The organism is Ruegeria sp. BG5, assembly GCF_056538425.1.
Genome location: NZ_JBQFTC010000001.1, coordinates 2,055,148 through 2,071,302, shown reverse-complemented (window position 1 = coordinate 2,071,302; position 16,155 = coordinate 2,055,148). Strand labels below are relative to the sequence as shown.

At 60.5% G+C, this 16,155-nt stretch carries 18 protein-coding genes; 13 read left to right on the top strand and 5 right to left on the bottom strand.

Going from position 1 to position 16,155, the window contains the following annotated elements:
• The first annotated feature begins 47 nt into the window (after positions 1-47).
• The 6 genes from ACR0KX_RS09840 (at position 48) to ACR0KX_RS09815 (ending at position 5,013) form a co-directional block, all read left to right on the top strand.
• Positions 48-887 carry a hypothetical protein gene (locus ACR0KX_RS09840; RefSeq protein ID WP_170449715.1) on the top strand — a complete coding sequence of 280 codons (840 nt, stop codon included), beginning with the start codon at positions 48-50 and terminating at the stop codon, positions 885-887.
• A gap of 160 nt (positions 888-1,047) precedes the next feature.
• Positions 1,048-2,079: a tRNA dihydrouridine(20/20a) synthase DusA gene (dusA, locus tag ACR0KX_RS09835; protein WP_170622299.1), complete on the top strand. Its 1,032-nt coding sequence runs from the start codon at positions 1,048-1,050 to the stop codon at positions 2,077-2,079.
• 39 nt (positions 2,080-2,118) lie between these two features.
• Positions 2,119-2,943: a sulfite exporter TauE/SafE family protein gene (locus ACR0KX_RS09830; RefSeq protein WP_480708373.1), complete on the top strand. Its 825-nt coding sequence runs from the start codon at positions 2,119-2,121 to the stop codon at positions 2,941-2,943.
• On the top strand, positions 2,937-3,722 hold the full coding sequence (locus ACR0KX_RS09825; protein ID WP_480708372.1) for a hypothetical protein: 786 nt from the start codon (positions 2,937-2,939) through the stop codon (positions 3,720-3,722). Before ACR0KX_RS09830 ends, ACR0KX_RS09825 begins: the two co-directional genes overlap by 7 nt.
• A gap of 36 nt (positions 3,723-3,758) precedes the next feature.
• The gene (locus ACR0KX_RS09820; protein WP_480708371.1) at positions 3,759-4,487 is read left to right on the top strand and encodes a SpoIIAA family protein; all 729 of its coding nucleotides are present in this window, start codon (positions 3,759-3,761) and stop codon (positions 4,485-4,487) included.
• A gap of 349 nt (positions 4,488-4,836) precedes the next feature.
• Positions 4,837-5,013, top strand: coding sequence for a hypothetical protein (locus ACR0KX_RS09815; protein WP_170622023.1), 177 nt, complete (start codon positions 4,837-4,839; stop codon positions 5,011-5,013).
• 4 nt (positions 5,014-5,017) lie between these two features.
• Here ACR0KX_RS09815 and ACR0KX_RS09810 read toward each other — a convergent pair whose 3' ends face one another.
• From ACR0KX_RS09810 to ccmI, 3 genes are read right to left on the bottom strand one after another with little or no spacing between them, the layout of a single operon-like run.
• Positions 5,018-5,251 carry a DUF1289 domain-containing protein gene (locus tag ACR0KX_RS09810; RefSeq protein WP_170449733.1) on the bottom strand — a complete coding sequence of 78 codons (234 nt, stop codon included), beginning with the start codon at positions 5,249-5,251 and terminating at the stop codon, positions 5,018-5,020.
• A gap of 17 nt (positions 5,252-5,268) precedes the next feature.
• Positions 5,269-5,733 carry a Holliday junction resolvase RuvX gene (ruvX, locus tag ACR0KX_RS09805; protein WP_170449736.1) on the bottom strand — a complete coding sequence of 155 codons (465 nt, stop codon included), beginning with the start codon at positions 5,731-5,733 and terminating at the stop codon, positions 5,269-5,271.
• On the bottom strand, positions 5,730-6,950 hold the full coding sequence (gene ccmI, locus ACR0KX_RS09800) for a c-type cytochrome biogenesis protein CcmI (protein ID WP_170622022.1): 1,221 nt from the start codon (positions 6,948-6,950) through the stop codon (positions 5,730-5,732). Before ccmI ends, ruvX begins: the two co-directional genes overlap by 4 nt.
• A gap of 176 nt (positions 6,951-7,126) precedes the next feature.
• Here ccmI and ACR0KX_RS09795 point away from each other — a divergent pair, with 176 nt between their 5' ends.
• The 4 genes from ACR0KX_RS09795 to ACR0KX_RS09780 all read left to right on the top strand — a co-directional run bounded on the left by ACR0KX_RS09795 (position 7,127) and on the right by ACR0KX_RS09780 (position 12,417).
• Positions 7,127-8,371 carry a sarcosine oxidase subunit beta family protein gene (locus ACR0KX_RS09795; RefSeq protein ID WP_170449741.1) on the top strand — a complete coding sequence of 415 codons (1,245 nt, stop codon included), beginning with the start codon at positions 7,127-7,129 and terminating at the stop codon, positions 8,369-8,371.
• 75 nt (positions 8,372-8,446) lie between these two features.
• Positions 8,447-8,776, top strand: coding sequence for a sarcosine oxidase subunit delta (locus tag ACR0KX_RS09790; RefSeq protein WP_170449744.1), 330 nt, complete (start codon positions 8,447-8,449; stop codon positions 8,774-8,776).
• Between the two features lie 67 nt (positions 8,777-8,843).
• Positions 8,844-11,858 carry a sarcosine oxidase subunit alpha family protein gene (locus ACR0KX_RS09785; RefSeq protein WP_170622021.1) on the top strand — a complete coding sequence of 1,005 codons (3,015 nt, stop codon included), beginning with the start codon at positions 8,844-8,846 and terminating at the stop codon, positions 11,856-11,858.
• Positions 11,851-12,417 (top strand): sarcosine oxidase subunit gamma family protein, encoded by a 567-nt coding sequence (locus ACR0KX_RS09780; RefSeq protein WP_170622020.1) that lies wholly within the window; start codon positions 11,851-11,853, stop codon positions 12,415-12,417. Before ACR0KX_RS09785 ends, ACR0KX_RS09780 begins: the two co-directional genes overlap by 8 nt.
• 110 nt (positions 12,418-12,527) lie before the next feature.
• Here the strand turns inward: ACR0KX_RS09780 and ACR0KX_RS09775 are convergent, their stop codons facing one another.
• A complete protein-coding gene (locus ACR0KX_RS09775; RefSeq protein WP_170622019.1) occupies positions 12,528-13,295 on the bottom strand; it encodes an FkbM family methyltransferase in 768 nt (255 codons plus the stop codon).
• A 100-nt stretch (positions 13,296-13,395) separates the two neighbouring features.
• Between ACR0KX_RS09775 and ACR0KX_RS09770 the strand changes: the two genes are divergently transcribed.
• The 3 genes from ACR0KX_RS09770 to ACR0KX_RS09760 all read left to right on the top strand — a co-directional run bounded on the left by ACR0KX_RS09770 (position 13,396) and on the right by ACR0KX_RS09760 (position 15,541).
• A complete protein-coding gene (locus ACR0KX_RS09770) occupies positions 13,396-13,995 on the top strand; it encodes a superoxide dismutase (RefSeq protein WP_113789565.1) in 600 nt (199 codons plus the stop codon).
• Positions 13,996-13,998: 3 nt separating this feature from the next.
• A complete protein-coding gene (locus ACR0KX_RS09765) occupies positions 13,999-14,880 on the top strand; it encodes a metallophosphoesterase (protein WP_480708370.1) in 882 nt (293 codons plus the stop codon).
• Positions 14,881-15,079: 199 nt separating this feature from the next.
• A complete protein-coding gene (locus ACR0KX_RS09760) occupies positions 15,080-15,541 on the top strand; it encodes a host attachment family protein (protein ID WP_480626183.1) in 462 nt (153 codons plus the stop codon).
• Between the two features lie 30 nt (positions 15,542-15,571).
• Here ACR0KX_RS09760 and ACR0KX_RS09755 read toward each other — a convergent pair whose 3' ends face one another.
• Entirely contained in the window at positions 15,572-16,123 is a 552-nt protein-coding gene (locus ACR0KX_RS09755; RefSeq protein ID WP_480626182.1) for an LOG family protein, read from the bottom strand.
• Between the last annotated feature and the right edge of the window lie 32 nt (positions 16,124-16,155).

Genomic DNA, 16,155 nt, shown 5'->3' with positions numbered 1-16,155 from the left:
ATGAAATTGCATCTGCTCAAAGGAAATTTCTAGTGCCTTGGGGTGATTTGGTCGAACTTCTGGGGGGCTCAGCCATCATTCTGGCTGTACTCGCCGTGTTCTGGAAGGGTGACGACTGTATATCGAAAGAGTTCAGGGATGATCTGGCCGCCTGGCTGATATTGCTTAAGCCACCCCCCGGAAACAGCCCTGTCGTTCAATCCGTTCTGGCGATGTTCGAAAAGTTCTTCGGGGAACGGCACTTGAGCTGGAAATGCCTTAGCAGATCGTTTGTTCTTTCAGCCGTTTTCTTTTTCTCGGTAGTCTTACTGATGCGACTTTTCCTTCCGGACAGTCGACAACCATTAGGCGACGAAGAAATAACTGCCTCAAACATATTCATGCTCCTATTGGCGGGATTGCTTTTCAACGGGATCGGAGACTATCCGGCGCTTTACGTCACCAGAAAGGTCTTGCAGCAAAGTTTAAAAAAATCGATGTCGCTAAGCTGGGCAATATTCTTCGATCTGGTGTTCACAGCCCTCATCATTTTTGTCATCATATTAGTAATCATATGGCTGTTCACTCAGGCCTTCGGCGCCACGTCGTCTGGTCTGCTAACAACCGCTTTTGTCTTTCTCTATGGGTTTTTGGGCGCATTTGGTTTTGATGCTGACGGCATTGACAGCCCCTTGGGCTTTGCCGTTCTTTTTACAGCTTTCATCACCAGCTTTTGGCTCTGGGCAGCTGCGCTTGGAACGCTGCTGATCCGCTTGCTGGCCCGCTCTGGCCCGATCCTTTCCGCGCTGCAATATGCGCTGCCAATCGAAGAGAAGCCTATCCGGTCAATGGGAATCGTCGGCTTTCTGGTCTTTTTTACCTACCTGGTGATCACAATAGCTCTGTGATCAGTTTGAATAGCGGCAAGTTGGGTGCGCCGAATTGAAACCCATCCAACGCTATGGCTGAAAGATCAGGTTCACGCACCGTTGAAGGCCTGAAAGGTCGATAGTAATTCCAGACAAAGAAGTGCTAGACCAGACCAGCCGGGTTTCGGCGGCAGGCGGGATGCAACTTGTACCCGGACCAAGACGGAGATTTGCTGTGACTGGCAAAGCAAAAACAGCAGCGCGTTTAAGCGTGGCACCGATGATGGACTGGACGGACCGCCATTGCCGGTATCTGCACCGGCTCCTTAGCCGCGAAACGCTGCTGTATACCGAGATGGTGACAGCCCCCGCACTGGTTCGGGGTGGGGCGCTGCATCTTCTCGAATACAGCCCGCAGGAACACCCGGTTGCCCTGCAACTTGGCGGCTCGGACCCGGAAGAGCTGGCGCAGGCGGCGCGGCTTGGGGCGGATGCGGGCTATGATGAGATCAACCTGAATTGCGGCTGCCCCTCGGATCGTGTGCAATCGGGAACCTTCGGGGCCGTGTTGATGCGAGAGCCGGCGCGCGTTGCCGACTGTGTGGCTGCGATGCGCGAGGCTGTGGATGTTGACGTCACGGTCAAATGCCGGATCGGAGTGGATGATCAGGACCCGCAGGAGGTTCTGCCCGAGTTTCTGACCCAAATCCGGGCTGCGGGCTGTGATCGGGTCACGATCCACGCGCGCAAGGCGTGGTTGCAGGGTCTCAGCCCCAAGGAAAACCGGGATATCCCGCCTCTTGACTATGATCTGGTGCATCGGATGAAGGGTGAATTTCCGGACATGCATGTCTCGATCAATGGCGGGATCACCTCATTGAACGAAGCGCGAGCGCATCTGGATGCCGGTTTGGATGGGGTCATGATTGGTCGGGCTGCCTATCATCAGCCCACGGATGTTTTGGCCGAAGCGGATGTTCAGATTTACCAGAGCGGAACCCCGTCAGACCCGATTGAAGTCGTTCAACAAATGGTGCCTTATGTCGAACGCCACCTTGCCAATGGTGGGCGTTTGCACCAGATCACGCGACATATGCTTGGCCTGTTTGCCGGGCGTCCGGGGGCCAGAGCTTGGCGGCGGGCCTTGTCCGAAGGTGCGGTGCATGAAGGCGCCGGGCCCGAGGTGATGCTGCAAGCGCTGGACCGCGTCGCACCCTTGGCCGAGGCCTGAACAAGTAACACCGGCCCGCGCCGGTATTTTGGGGGAAAGATGCCCGAGACGATGTTGCTGGCCCAAATGCTGGGTCTTTTGCTTGTGATCGGGGCGTTTGCCGGGGTGCTGGCAGGGCTGTTGGGGGTTGGCGGCGGCATCGTTTTGGTGCCCGCGTTCTTCTACGCCTTTCAGACGCTGGGCTATGGCGGTCCGCAACTGATGCAGCTGTGTCTTGCCACCTCTCTGGCGACCATCATCGTGACGTCCATCCGATCTGTTCTGGCCCATAACAAGAAGGGCGCGGTGGACTGGGACATTCTGCGCGGCTGGGGGCCGGGGATTGCTGTCGGTGCGATTGTCGGTGTTCTGGTGGCGTCGGCCCTGCGGACCGAGGCGCTGCAGGCCCTGTTTGGCGTTTTGGGTATGGTGATTGGTGCCTATCTGGGCCTTGGCAAATCCGAATGGCGCTTGGGCGATGCGATGCCGAAGGGCGTGAAACGCGCGGCGCTGTCGCCCTCGGTCGGGTTTCTGTCCGTCCTGATGGGCATCGGCGGCGGCAGCTTTGGTGTGCCGTTGATGAGCCTTTACAACACACCCATTCACCGCGCCGTCGCAACCGCGGCGGGGTTTGGCGTGATTATTGCCGTCCCATCGGTTCTGGGCTTCCTGTTCCTTGGCATCGCGGCCGAGCACCGACCGCCGCTGACGATCGGGGCTGTGAACCTTGTGGCCTTCGGAATCGTCGTGGCCATGACGATGATCACCGCGCCATGGGGCGTGAAGCTGGCCCACGCGATGGACCCGAAGCCCCTGAAGCGGGTCTTTGCGGTGTTCCTGACACTTGTTGCGTTGAATATGCTGCGCAAGGCGCTGGGATGGTAGATGACTTCTGGTCAAAGGGCTGGGTGAAGTTCCCCTATGATCCCTTGCTGGCGGCATGGGTCGCTCATGCACTTCCGGTGGCCCGACAGTCCATAGACGACCCGGCCTATGCCGAATGGCTGGATTGCGAAGGAACGTGGTTTGTGGGCGTGGATGCCTTGGCCAATGATGCGCAGGGCAGGGTCGGGCAATCGGGTCCTCTGACCGGGGTTGCGATGTCATTCATTCAGGATCACTACGGAAACCTGCCGCTTCATAGGGGGCAGGTCTCGGTCATCCATCCGGGCTATCCGCGTCCCCGGCGTGGGGAGAGTGAGGCCGCCGCGCGCTATCGCCGAAACCGGGATGCTGCGCATGTGGATGGGTTGCGCCCGATGGGTCCGGACCGCCGCCGCCGGGTTGATGAGCCTCACGCATGGATTTTGGGTATCCCGCTGACCGAGGCCAACGAAGACGCCGCCCCGATGGTGCTGTGGGAAGGCAGCCATAAGCTGCTGGGCGACATGTTCCGGGACGCTTTGGCCGGGCATCCAAGGGACGGTCTGCACAAGGTCGATATCACCGACGCCTATCAGGCCGCGCGGCGAGAGGTGTTCGAAACCTGTCTCCGGATCGCTTTACCCGCCAAACCGGGCGAGGCGTATCTGCTGCATCGCCATTGCCTGCACGGGGTTGCACCATGGGGCGACAGCGCCACCGCTGGCCCTGATGGTCGAATGATCGCCTATTTCCGCCCCGAGTTCACGGGGGGAGTGGCCGAATGGATCGAATCTCCGTAGTCTCCGCCCATTGATTTTTGGTGGAGAATTAGGGTCATGATTACAGTTCATAGAAATTCTGACGGCGCATTGATCGAAGTTGAACTGTCCGGTCAGGTCACCAGCACCGACTACTCTGAAACCCTTGTTCCCGCGATCGAGGCCGCATTGGCCGAACATGATACGGTCGGCCTGCTGGCCATCGTGCAGCCCGAATTCAAAGGGTATGACCTGGGGGCCGCGTGGTCGGACACCAAGCTGGGCCTGAGCCATTGGCGCGGCTTTGACCGGATTGGCGTGGTGGCCGATCGGGGGTGGGTTCAGACCAGTGTCCGGCTGGCCGCCCCGATCCTGCCATGCCCTTTGCATGTATTCGAATTGGCCGAGCTCGAGGCGGCACGGCGCTGGATGCGGGAATCGCTGGGATCGATCCATGTCACCGATCTGGGTGGATCCTGCGTGCAACTGAGCCTTCTTGGAAAGCTGGACCCCGAAGAATACGCCAAGGCCGGCCGCGATCTGGACCTGCTTTTGCAGGATCGCGAGGGGTTCCGGCTGCTTATTGACCTGCGCGAATTTGACGGGTGGCAGGGGCTGTCGGCATTGGCTGCGCATTTTCGTCTGGCCAGCGGCCATATCCGGATGCTGGATCGCGCGGCGATTGTCGGCAACAAGGCATGGCAGCAGATGGCGCAACGCGTCGCCAGTCACGTCCTTGGCACGCGCACGCAATTCTTCCCCTCGGAAGAGATCGAAAACGCCAAATCCTGGCTGTCTGCGGGCTGATTTCTGACCACATTTGATTCGAAAACGGGCCCAGCACCCGAAAAATGGCCTTTTGGGCCCCAGATATCGTCATTTTGTGACGTAAGGGAATTTGTTGGAATTTGTGGGGTTTAGTGTTTTCAACCTCAAAAACGAGGAAAATATGAGTGTTTTCCCCGTAAAAATGAAGTTTGCATTGATTAGCTCAGCCTCGTTGCCGCGGGTTGCCACTCACATTCAGCTACGTTCTTGAGCCGACCCTCGGAGCTCGGACGCGACCCGCGGCGACATCGATTATTTAATTCACTACAGGATGCTCGAAATGACGTTCAGGACTGTCTTAAATAAAATCTTTTCCGGAAACGGAGTTGTGCTGCCTTTGCCGGGTGATTTGGCCCGTGACGATCAACAAGGCCCGATCTCCGACCAGCCTCGGACAAGCCAGTCCGAGATCATCAATCTGTTTGCAGAAGAATTGCGCGGTCGGGAACCGATTCACAGCGCGACCGATGCCAAGGACGAGGACCGGCGCGTCAAAACGAACTAGGGGTTTAGGAACCGTTCAACCGGGCCGCCCGACCGCCGCGACGTTTTGCCAGGCGTGGCTTGCGGGCGGGCAGGTCTTCCATGATCTCGGCGCGTTCGCTGCTGTCCATCTTGGACCACCGGGTGATCTCGTCGATGGTGCGGTAGCAGCCGGTGCAGATCCTTTCGGTCGGGTGTACGACACAGATCTGGACACACGGGCTTTCAACCTCGTTCCGTTTCCAAACCATATTCGTCATCAGCGGTCTCCGACCAGTTATAGAAAGCGCAGCCTGTCCAGCGCTCCTTGCAGGATATAACCGGCTGCGACGTGGTCGATAACCTGTCCGCGACGTTTTCGTGTCGTATCCGCCTCGAGCAGTGCCTTTTCTGCCGCAACCGTGCTGAGCCGTTCGTCCCAGAACCCGATGGAGACGTCGGTCAGGCGCGACAGATTGCGGGCAAAGGCGCGGGTGGATTGGCACCTTGGACCCTCAGTCCCGTCCATGTTCTTAGGCAGGCCCAGAATGACGCCGCCAATCTCGCGATCTGCGATGATCTCAAGCAAACGGGCGGAATCCAGAGTGAACTTCTTGCGTCGCACGGTTTCCAGCGGGCTGGCCACGCCGCGCATCCGGTCCGAGACCGCGACGCCGATGGTCTTTTCCCCAAGGTCCAGCCCCATCAGCGCGGTCATCGGGGGCAGGGCGGCTGCGAAGTCTTCGAACGCGTCGTGGATCATTGCGCGATCCCGGCCTGCAGGGCGGCCGCGTCCAGCATCTGCAACGCATCCGCGTTATCGGCAAACACCACTTTCGCTTCCTTGTGGATATCTATGGCCCGCTGGCCTTGGCCCAGAACCCCAAGTGCTGCAATCAGACGGGCCCATTCCTCGGGCGAGCCGCCTTCGGTCGCCAACCGGTCTGAAAGCTGGTCGACCATGCCCTGAATCATCTCCCGCCGTTCTTCCGGCGTCAGCTCGGCTGCGGCGGCTATATCCTCTTGGCTGGGTCCGGGGGCCGGTGCAATGTCCGGCGCGTTGAAAACACCTGCTCGGAAGGCAAGTTCATCCAGTTGAACCCTGATCGCCTCGGCCCAGGGCGCGCCCTGGGGGGCGTCGCGCAGGGTTTCGATCCACATTCGATAAGCGATGTCCGGGCGTCCGACCTGCGCCAACATCTGGCCCAGATAGTACCGGGCCGGCCCGTGCCGTGGATCGCGATCCAGCGCTTGCGACAGTGCCTGCTCGGCCTCGGGCGAGACATATCCGTTGGCCGCCAGAATCATCATCTCGGCGAAATCCGCATAGGCATCGGCGGTTGCGGTGTCTCCGGACAGCTCGATCACCCGCTGCTGCGCCTGGTATCCAGCCTTGAAGTTGCCAGCGTTGGTTTCGTGCTGAGCCAACAGCATATGCCCCTGCAGATCTTCGGGCCGTGCTTCAACTGTTTCGCGCAACTGGTTGAGAAGGTTGGCGTAACTTTCATCCAACTCGCGCGGTGGCGGTGGTGTCGCCAACTCCTCGGCAGCGGCTTGCGGTGGGCGGTTTGCACGCACCTCCTCGGCCAGTTCGATGCGGTCGGTCAGGGGCATATCTGGCAGACCAACCGCGCCGATCCGCTGATACATCCACAACCCGCCGCCCGCCAGAACCACGGTCAGACACGCAATTGTGATCGCGGATACAACGCCCGACGGTCCGGCACCTGCGACCTCTTTGGCCATCTGCGCATCTGCTGCCAGAATGCGGCGCGAGATTTCGGTGCGGACCCGTTCGGCATCCGCTTCACCAATGACACCGCGCGCCAGATCGCGGTCAACGCTGGCCAGTTGTTCCCGATAGACCCGCAAATCATAGGCCGCCGCAGGCTCGGCGCCGCGACGGCCACGCAGCAGGCTGTAGCTCAGGAACGCCGCGATCAACAGCGCAATGATCAGTAGCAGAACCCAGAACGTCATGGTCCCTCCGAAATAGCTGCTTTGACTTAGACCTGTCAGACGCCCGACAAAAGGGACAAATGGCCGCGAAAGGGCGACATGTCGCAATAGTGCTATATTGTGGCGTTGCCCGGCAGGGGTAGAGTCGGCCAACACGGCATATCTTCGCACAATCACCGAACCGGATGGATTCGCTTATGAAACACTATTCAGCCTTTGCTGTGGCGCGCGAAGCGTTGCGCTATCACACAGGATGGGAACGCGCTTGGCGGTCCCCCCAGCCCAAGAAACGCTATGACGTGATCATCGTCGGTGCGGGGGGGCATGGTCTGGCGACGGCCTATTACCTTGGCAAGAACTACGGCATCCAGAACGTCGCCGTGATCGAAAAGGGCTGGCTGGGTGGTGGCAACACCGGTCGGAATACGACCATCATCCGGTCGAACTATCTGCAGGACCCATCGGCCGCGATCTACGAAAAGGCGCGCAGCCTCTATGAAGACCTGAGCCAGGACCTGAACTACAACGTCATGTTCAGCCCGCGCGGCGTGATGATGCTGGCCCAGACTCAGCACGAAATTCGCGGCTATCAGCGCACCGCCCACGCAAACGCGCTGCAAGGCGTCAAGACCGAGTGGATCGGCCCCGAGCGCGTCAAAGAACTGGTCCCGATCATCAATATCGACGGTCCGCGCTATCCGGTACTGGGGGCGCTGTGGCAGGAACGCGGCGGCACCGCGCGCCATGATGCGGTGGCCTGGGGCTATGCCCGCGCCTGTTCGGCGATGGGGATGGACATCATCCAGCAATGCGAAGTCAAAGGCGTTCGGTCCGAAAATGGTCGCGTTGTCGGCGTCGACACCACCAAAGGCTCGATCGACTGTGACAAGCTGGGGATCGTAGTGGCAGGCCATTCCGGTCAACTGGCCGAGATGGCGGGCTTCCGTCTGCCTTTGGAGGCGATTGCCCTGCAGGCGCTGGTGTCAGAGCCGATCAAACCCTGCATGGATGTGGTCGTGATGGCCAACACCGTGCACGGTTATATGTCGCAGTCCGACAAGGGCGAGATGGTGATTGGCGGTGGCACCGACGGGTTCAACAACTACACCCAGCGCGGCAGCTTCCACCACATCGAGGAAACGGTACGGGCACTGGTCGAGACCTTCCCGATGATCTCGCGCCTGAAGATGCTGCGCCAATGGGGCGGGATCGTGGATATGACCGGGGATCGCTCGCCCATCCTGTCGTCAACACCTCTGGGCAATTGCTTCATCAACTGCGGATGGGGCACCGGCGGCTTCAAGGCCATTCCGGGCTCGGGCTGGGGCATGGCACAGCTGATGGCCACGGGGCATTCGCCACTGACCGAGGCATTCTCGCTGGACCGCTTCAAAGAGGGCCGCTTCATCGACGAAAGCGTCGCCGCCGGGGTGGCGCACTAAGGGGCTGCCCGAAGGTGCCAAAGAACAGAATTCTGATCGGCCCGCGCGCCGACTGACCGCCAAAAGGATGACCACATGCTGATCCTGAATTGCCCCTATTGTGGCGTTGACGCCGAAGAAACCGAACTGGCCGCCGGTGGCGAGGCGCATCTGAAGCGCTATGGCCCGGGCTCGTCGGATGACGAGTTCCACGACTACCTGTTCATGCGTGAAAACCCCAAGGGCGTTCACCTCGAACGCTGGCGCCACGCCAATGGCTGCGGCAAGTGGTTCCACGCCGCGCGCTGCACCCAAACGCTCGAGGTGTTCGGCACCTACACCGCCCAGACCTCTGAGCCGCCGCAAGAGATCAAGGACGCCATCGCCGCCAAACGGCCCGGCTGGACGTGGAGAGAGTTCTCCTGATGCTTCATCTTTTCCAAAATACTCCCGCCGGAGGCCCTGACGCCTCCACCTGCGAAAGGTCCGCACAATGAGCACCCGTCTCGCAAAACAAGGCCGTCTGATTGATCGGTCGAAAAAGGTTACCTTCACCTTCAACGGCACCTCGATGCAGGGGTATGAGGGCGACACGCTTGCCTCTGCCCTGCTGGCCAATGATCAGATGATGATGGGCCGGTCGTTCAAATACCACCGCCCGCGCGGCGTGGTCGCCAGCGGCGCGGAAGAGCCGAACGCGCTGGTCGGACTGGGGCAGGGTAATCGGTTCGAGCCGAACCAGCGCGCCACCACGACCGAGCTGTTCAACGGGCTGACCGCAGCGTCGCAGAACCATTGGCCGAATCTGGAATTCGACGTGGGCGCGATCAACACCCACCTGTCGCGGTTCCTGCCCGCCGGTTTCTACTACAAGATGTTCATCCATCCGAAACCGTTCTGGAAGCATGTGTATGAACCGTTCATCCGTCAGTCCGCCGGTCTGGGCAAAGCCCCCGACAAGGACAGCCGCGATGCGGACACTTATGAGCACTTCTATGCCTTCACCGATGTCCTGGTGATCGGCGGCGGTGTTGCGGGTCTTCAGGCCGCCAAGGCGGCGGCGCAGTCCGGTGCAAAGGTCATGCTGATCGAGCAGACCGCGCATTGGGGCGGTCGCGCTCCGGTTGATGGCGGGTTGGTAGACGGAGAACCTGTGGATAAGTTCGTGGAACAATTGGTTTCCGAACTCGAAGCAATGGACAACGTCACCATGCGGTCTCGCTGCATGGGTGCGGGGGTCTATGACCACGGCTACGTGCTGGGATACGAGCGTCTGACCGACCACAACCCGGGCGCGCAAGGCCCGCGCCATCGCCTGTGGCGTATTCGCGCCAAACAGGTTGTGACAGCGACCGGAGCCATCGAGCGCCCGCTGTCCTTTGCGGGCAACGATGTGCCGGGCGTGATGCTGGCCTCGGCCATGCGCGACTACGTCGTGAACTGGGGCGTGACCCCGGGCGAGAAGGTGATCGTCGCCACCAACAACGATGACGCCTATCGCACGGCTATTACCCTGAAACAGGCCGGAGTGGATGTGATCCGCGTGGTCGACGCCCGCGCCACCGCCGGGCCGCTTGCGGAAGAGGCGCGCCAGCTTGGCATCCGTGTCGATCCAGGCAAGGCCATCGCCAAGGTCAAGGGCGGCAAGCGCGTCAAGAAAGTTGCCATCTGTAATCAAGAGGGCGTCGGCGGCGCGCGGGAAGAGGTCGAATGCGACGCGGTTGCCATGTCGGGCGGTTGGTCTCCGGTTGTGCATATGTGGTCGCATTGCGGCGGTAAGCTGATCTGGGATGAGACGCACGCCCATTTCCGCCCCGACCCGTCGCGCCCGCCTCTAGGTGCAAATGGCGAAGGGTTTGTTCTGGCCGCCGGGTCCTCGAACGGGCCGCTGGCTTTGGCGGATGTTCTGGCCGACGCGGATGCGGCTGGTAAGGCCGCGGCCAAAGCAGTCGGTCAAAAGCCCAAGCGCACCAAAGCACCCGTTGGCGAAACCATCGCTGAGGCCCCGATGGAGGCCGTGTGGCTAATGCCCGCCAATGCCGAGATCCAGCTGCGCGCCAAGTCGTGGCTGGATTTCCAGAACGACGTCAAAGTCTCGGACGTTCAGCTGGCCGCGCGCGAAGGCTACGAAAGTGTCGAACATACCAAGCGTTACACCACGCTGGGCATGGCGACCGATCAGGGTAAACTGAGTAATATCAACGGTCTGGCGATCCTTGCTGATGCGCTGGAATCAGAGATTCCGAAGGTCGGCACCACCACGTTCCGTCCGCCCTACACGCCGATCTCTCTGGCGTCGATTGGCGGTGAAGCGCGCGGAGAGGTGTTCCAGCCGATCCGTCAGACGCCGATGCACAACTGGCACGACAAGAACGGCGCTGATTGGGAGCCGGTCGGCCAGTGGCGCCGGACCTATGCCTATGTGCGTCCCGGTGAATCCGTGCATGACGCGGTGAACCGCGAGGTGAAGAACACCCGCGACAACCTCGGCCTGCTGGACGCCTCGACTCTGGGCAAGTTGATCGTCAAAGGCCCGGATGCGGGCAAGTTCCTCGACATGATGTATACCAACATGATGTCCACGCTGAAGATCGGCAAATGCCGCTATGGTCTGATGTGCTCGGAAAACGGGTTCCTGATCGACGACGGCGTTGTCGCCCGCATCGATGAGGATACATGGCTGTGCCACACCACCACCGGCGGGGCCGAGCGCATCCATGGCCATATGGAAGAGTGGTTGCAGACCGAATGGTGGGACTGGAAAGTCTATGTCGCCAATGTGACCGAGCAATACGCTCAGGTCGCCGTGGTTGGCCCCAATGCCCGCAAGGTGCTTGAGAAACTGGGCGGGATGGATGTGTCGAAAGAGGCGCTGCCCTTCATGGAATGGCGCGACGGAAAAATCGGTGACTTCGATTGCCGCGCTTACCGCATCTCGTTCTCGGGTGAGCTGTCCTATGAGATCGCCGTGCCTGCGTCGCAGGGACAGGCGTTTTGGGACGCGCTGATGGAGGCTGGCAAAGAATTCGGTGTGATGCCGTACGGCACCGAATGTCTGCACATCCTGCGGGCCGAGAAGGGCTTTATCATGATCGGCGACGAGACCGACGGCACCGTGATCCCGCAGGATCTGGGGCTGCACTGGGCGCTGTCGAAAAAGAAAGAGGACTACCTCGGCAAACGCGCCCACTCGCGGACCCATATGGCCGATCCCGAGCGCTGGAAACTGGTAGGGCTCGAGACTGTGGATGGTTCTGTGATCCCGGACGGAGCTTACGCAGTCGGCGAGGGCGTCAACGCCAATGGTCAGCGCAATATGATCGGGCGCGTGACCTCGACTTATTACTCGGCCAATCTGGGCAAAGGCATCGCCATGGGCCTGATCAAGCACGGCCCCGACAGGATGGGCGAGATTGTCGAGTTCCCGGGCACGGATGACAAAATCTACAAAGCCAAGATCGTGGACCCGATCTTCTTCGACAAGGACGGGGAGAAGCAGAATGTCTGAACCCATCAGCGCACTGAACCACGCCAGCTATGACGGCATCGCCAGGGTCGAGGAAACCGGCCTGCAGGGCATGATCACCCTGCGCGGCGACCTGTCGGACAAGGTGCTGGCCAAGGCCGTCAAGGACGCCACCGGGCAGAAAATGCCCGCTCAGCGTGAGGCTCTGGTCGATGGCGATACCGGCGTCTGCTGGATGTCCACCGACGAGCTGCTGGTGCTGGTTCCCTATGCCGAGGTCGAGGCCAAGCTGGCGGCGATGAACAACGCGCTTGGCGGCACACATGCCCTTGCGGTCAACGTCTCGGACGCGCGGGCGGTGTTCCGCATTTCGGGCGCGTCCGCGCGCGAGGTTCTGGGCAAACTGTCCCCGGTCGATCTGTCACCCGAGGCTTTTCAGCCCGGCCAAATCCGCCGCTCGCGCCTGGCGCAGGTGGCCGGCGCGTTCTGGATGGACGACGCCGAAACGTTCCGGGTTGTGTGCTTCCGGTCTGCTGCCGATTATGCGTTCAACCTGCTGAAGGTTGCGGCGCAGCCGGGCAGCGAGGTTGGCGTTTACTAAACCCGGTGCCGGTGTTGAGAGCTGGGTGAGGGGGCTTTGCCCCCTCGGCCTTCGGCCTCACCCCCAGGATATTTTTGGCCAGATGAAGGGCGGACCGGTGGCCCACGGGGTCAGGGGTTCGTGCTGAACAGGAAAGTGGGGAACTGGGTCAGGGCGCGGTTTCCGGTGAGGATCGATGCGCCGGTTTCGCCGGTGAGCGGGTCCCGACATTGGCCGTAGAAGGCCAGTGCGTCAGCCAGTTGTTTCATCGCGGGCGCCCGGTTTTCTGCGTCGAGATAGGGCGCGTGGGTCGAAAGCAGCAGGGCGGGGTTCGTGGCCTGTAACCACGGGGTCAATGAGGGCAGGACCGGGTATTCGGCGCCTTCGATATCCATTTTTACCAAAGCAACCTCAGACAGATCGACGGCGGTTGCGAACTGATCCCAGCCGATCGTCATTGCATCCGTACCGTGGCTGCCGTCATGCAGCAGCGACGATGTTGAATCGCCCGCCTCGCCATGGGCGGATGCCATGCGCGTCACCCCGAACCCATCCGACAGGGCGATGCTGAAGGCCGACACGTTTCGGATGTCGTTCAGGTGCAGATTCCAGACCAGATGGCGGTAGGCCACGGGATCGGGTTCGAAACACCAGACATGGCGGGCGCAGCGCGCGGCGTAGAGAACGGTGGGGCCGATCCACGCCCCGATATCCAGATAGTCACGATCAGGCGACAGATATTGGTCCAGAACCGCAAAGGTTTCGGGCTCCCAGTCGCCCGCCGAGGCTTTGCGCCAGAATTTCGAATGGTAGGGGTCCAGGCGGAACGGTTCTCCGTTCAGGGTGCCCGCATAGTATCCGCGGGCGCGGTAGAACATCTTGCGCGCCTGTGTCAGCATCGCGGACCTCCGGGTTTTCTTGTCTCGGCTCTTGACCTGCGGCTGCTGCCAAAGCATTTAACCTTGGGAACCGCAACTTACATTTTAACAGGGGGCCGACATGGCTTTTGAACTTCCTGATCTTCCTTATGCACATGACGCGCTGGCAGCCAAGGGTATGTCCGCGGAAACACTGGAATATCACCACGACCTGCACCACAAGGCCTATGTCGACAACGGCAACAAGCTGATCGCCGGGACCGAGTGGGACGGCAAGTCGCTGGAAGAGATCATCGTTGGCACCTACGACGCAAACGCCGTGGCGCAGAACGGAATCTTCAACAACATCAGCCAGCTGTGGAACCACAACCAGTTCTGGGAGATGATGGGCCCCGGCGGCAATGCCATGCCCGGTGAGCTGGAGAAGGCTCTGACCGAAAGCTTCGGCTCGGTTGACGAGTTCAAGTCGCAATTCAGCGCCGCAGGTGCCGGTCAGTTCGGCTCGGGCTGGGCGTGGCTGGTCAAGAACGCGGACGGCTCGCTGGCCGTGACCAAGACTGAAAACGGCGTGAACCCGCTGTGCTTTGGTCAGACCGCTCTTTTGGGCTGTGACGTATGGGAGCACAGCTACTACATCGATTTCCGCAACAAGCGCCCGGCTTACCTGTCGAACTTCCTCGATAATCTGGTAAACTGGGAAAACGTTGCATCGCGGATGTAAACCTTGACCCGACGAGGGTTCATAAAGGGCCTGCTGGCGGTGACGCTGGCAGGCCTTTTTGCTGCGTTTTACGGGTTTTTCATCGAACCGGCGCTGCGCTTGCGTGTGCGTCGGTGGCGGGTGAAGCGCTCGGATTGGCCGCAGAACCGCCCGATCAAGGTCGCGGTCCTGACCGACCTGCATATGGCAGAGCCGACGACGCCGCTGTCTCGGCTAAAGAAGATCGTGGCGCGCACAAATGCGCTGGGTGCCGATCTGATCGTGGTTTTGGGCGATCTGACGGCCGGGCATAGCTATGTGACCAAGGATGTTCCGGTGCGTGAGACGGCCACGGTTTTGGGGGCATTGTCGGCTCCGCTAGGTGTTTACGCGATATTGGGCAACCACGATTGGTGGCAGGACAAAGCCGCGCAAGACCGGGGGCGCGGGCCGGTCGAAACCGCTGTCGAGCTAGAGCGCAACGGTATTCCGGTGTTGGAAAACAAGGCGGTAGCCTTGCCAAACGGTGTCTGGTTGGCGGGCCTTGGGGATCAGATCGCCATTCGCCATAGCCGAGGTGTTTATACCGGGGTGGATGATCTGCCCGGAACGCTAGAGCAGATCCCGCCGGACGCCCCGGCAATTCTGTTGGCACATGAGCCCGACATTTTTCCCAAGGTGCCAAGCCGTGTTGCATTGACGTTGTGCGGTCACACTCATGGAGGGCAGGTGCGGCTGTTCGGGTGGTCTCCGGTCGTGCCATCGCGGTTTGGCAATCGCTATGCGTATGGCCATGTGCACGAAGATGGGCGCGATCTGGTTGTGTCGGGTGGCATTGGCTGTTCCATGTTGCCGGTGCGCTTTGGCGTAACGCCCGAGATCACCGTGATCGAGCTGTCGGCCTGATCAGAAAAATCCCGCCGATGAACAAAGTTTCATCCTGAGACGGGATTGTACCCCACCTGCCAATGCTTACCTAAGGTGAGCGGAAGGAGAAGCCCGCCAACAACAAAACGGACGGCAACCGCCACACCTACGAGGCTGTGGGCAGACGCTATGACTGACGGATGAGGGATGCCACCTGACATCGCTACGGGAGAACACGATGGTCGCACTTGCACAAGGAACCTGGGTTATTATTGCAGACGGGGAAAAGGCGCTGTTCATGGAGAACATCACCGATGCCGAAGACCCCAATCTGGTTGTTGTTTCGGTCGAAGAACCAGATACGCTGCCTGCAAAGCCTTCAGATCGTGCAGGGCGTCGAAATGACGGTGGTCCCAATCAGAAATCGGCGATGGAGGAGGTGTCCTGGAAAACCCATGCCAAGTCCCTTTTCGTGCAGGATCTGGCAAACCTGCTGAACCGCAAGGGGTTGAAGGGCGCGTATAAACGTCTGGTTCTGGTCGCCAGCCCCCATGTGCTGGGGCTGTTGCGGCGGCGTTTGCACAGCGACGTGCTGGCCAAGGTCGTGGCCGAGGTCGATAAGACGCTGACCAACCATCCGCTGCACAAGGTCGAGCGGGTTTTGCGGCAACGCCTGAAGCCCGCGCCGCGGCTGGCGTAAGGGCGCCAAGGGCGGCAACAGCCGCCCACACTAAGCCAGTTTGTCGCGCAAAGCGTCCATGGCGGCCCCGGCGCTGTCGGCCCATGTGATGAAATCGGCCAGCGATGCGTCGGCAAAGCCCTGACCCATGACCTGATCCAGCAGCGTATGCAGGGCATCCCAATAGCCATCGACATTCACCACCACGATGGGCTTGTCATGCAGACCCAACTGCCGCCATGTCAGCGCCTCGAACAGCTCATCCAATGACCCGGGGCCACCGGGCAGAACAACGACTGCGTCGGCATTCATGATCATGACTTTCTTGCGCTCGTGCATCGTTTCGGTGATCACGAAATGGGTCAGGTCGGTTTTGCCAACCTCGCGCTGCACCAGATGTACCGGGATGACGCCAAAGGTCTCGCCGCCTGCGTCCTGTGCGGCGCGGGCGACTTCGCCCATCAGGCCAACATCTCCGGCACCGTAAACAAGCCGCCAGCCTTCCTTTGCCAGCAAGGTGCCAAACGTTCGGGCCGTATCGGAATAGGCCGGTTTTGCGCCATTGCGTGACCCGCAATACACACAGACAGATTTCTGGGACATCGAATGGGGGCTCCGGGGTTGTGTCAGGGGTT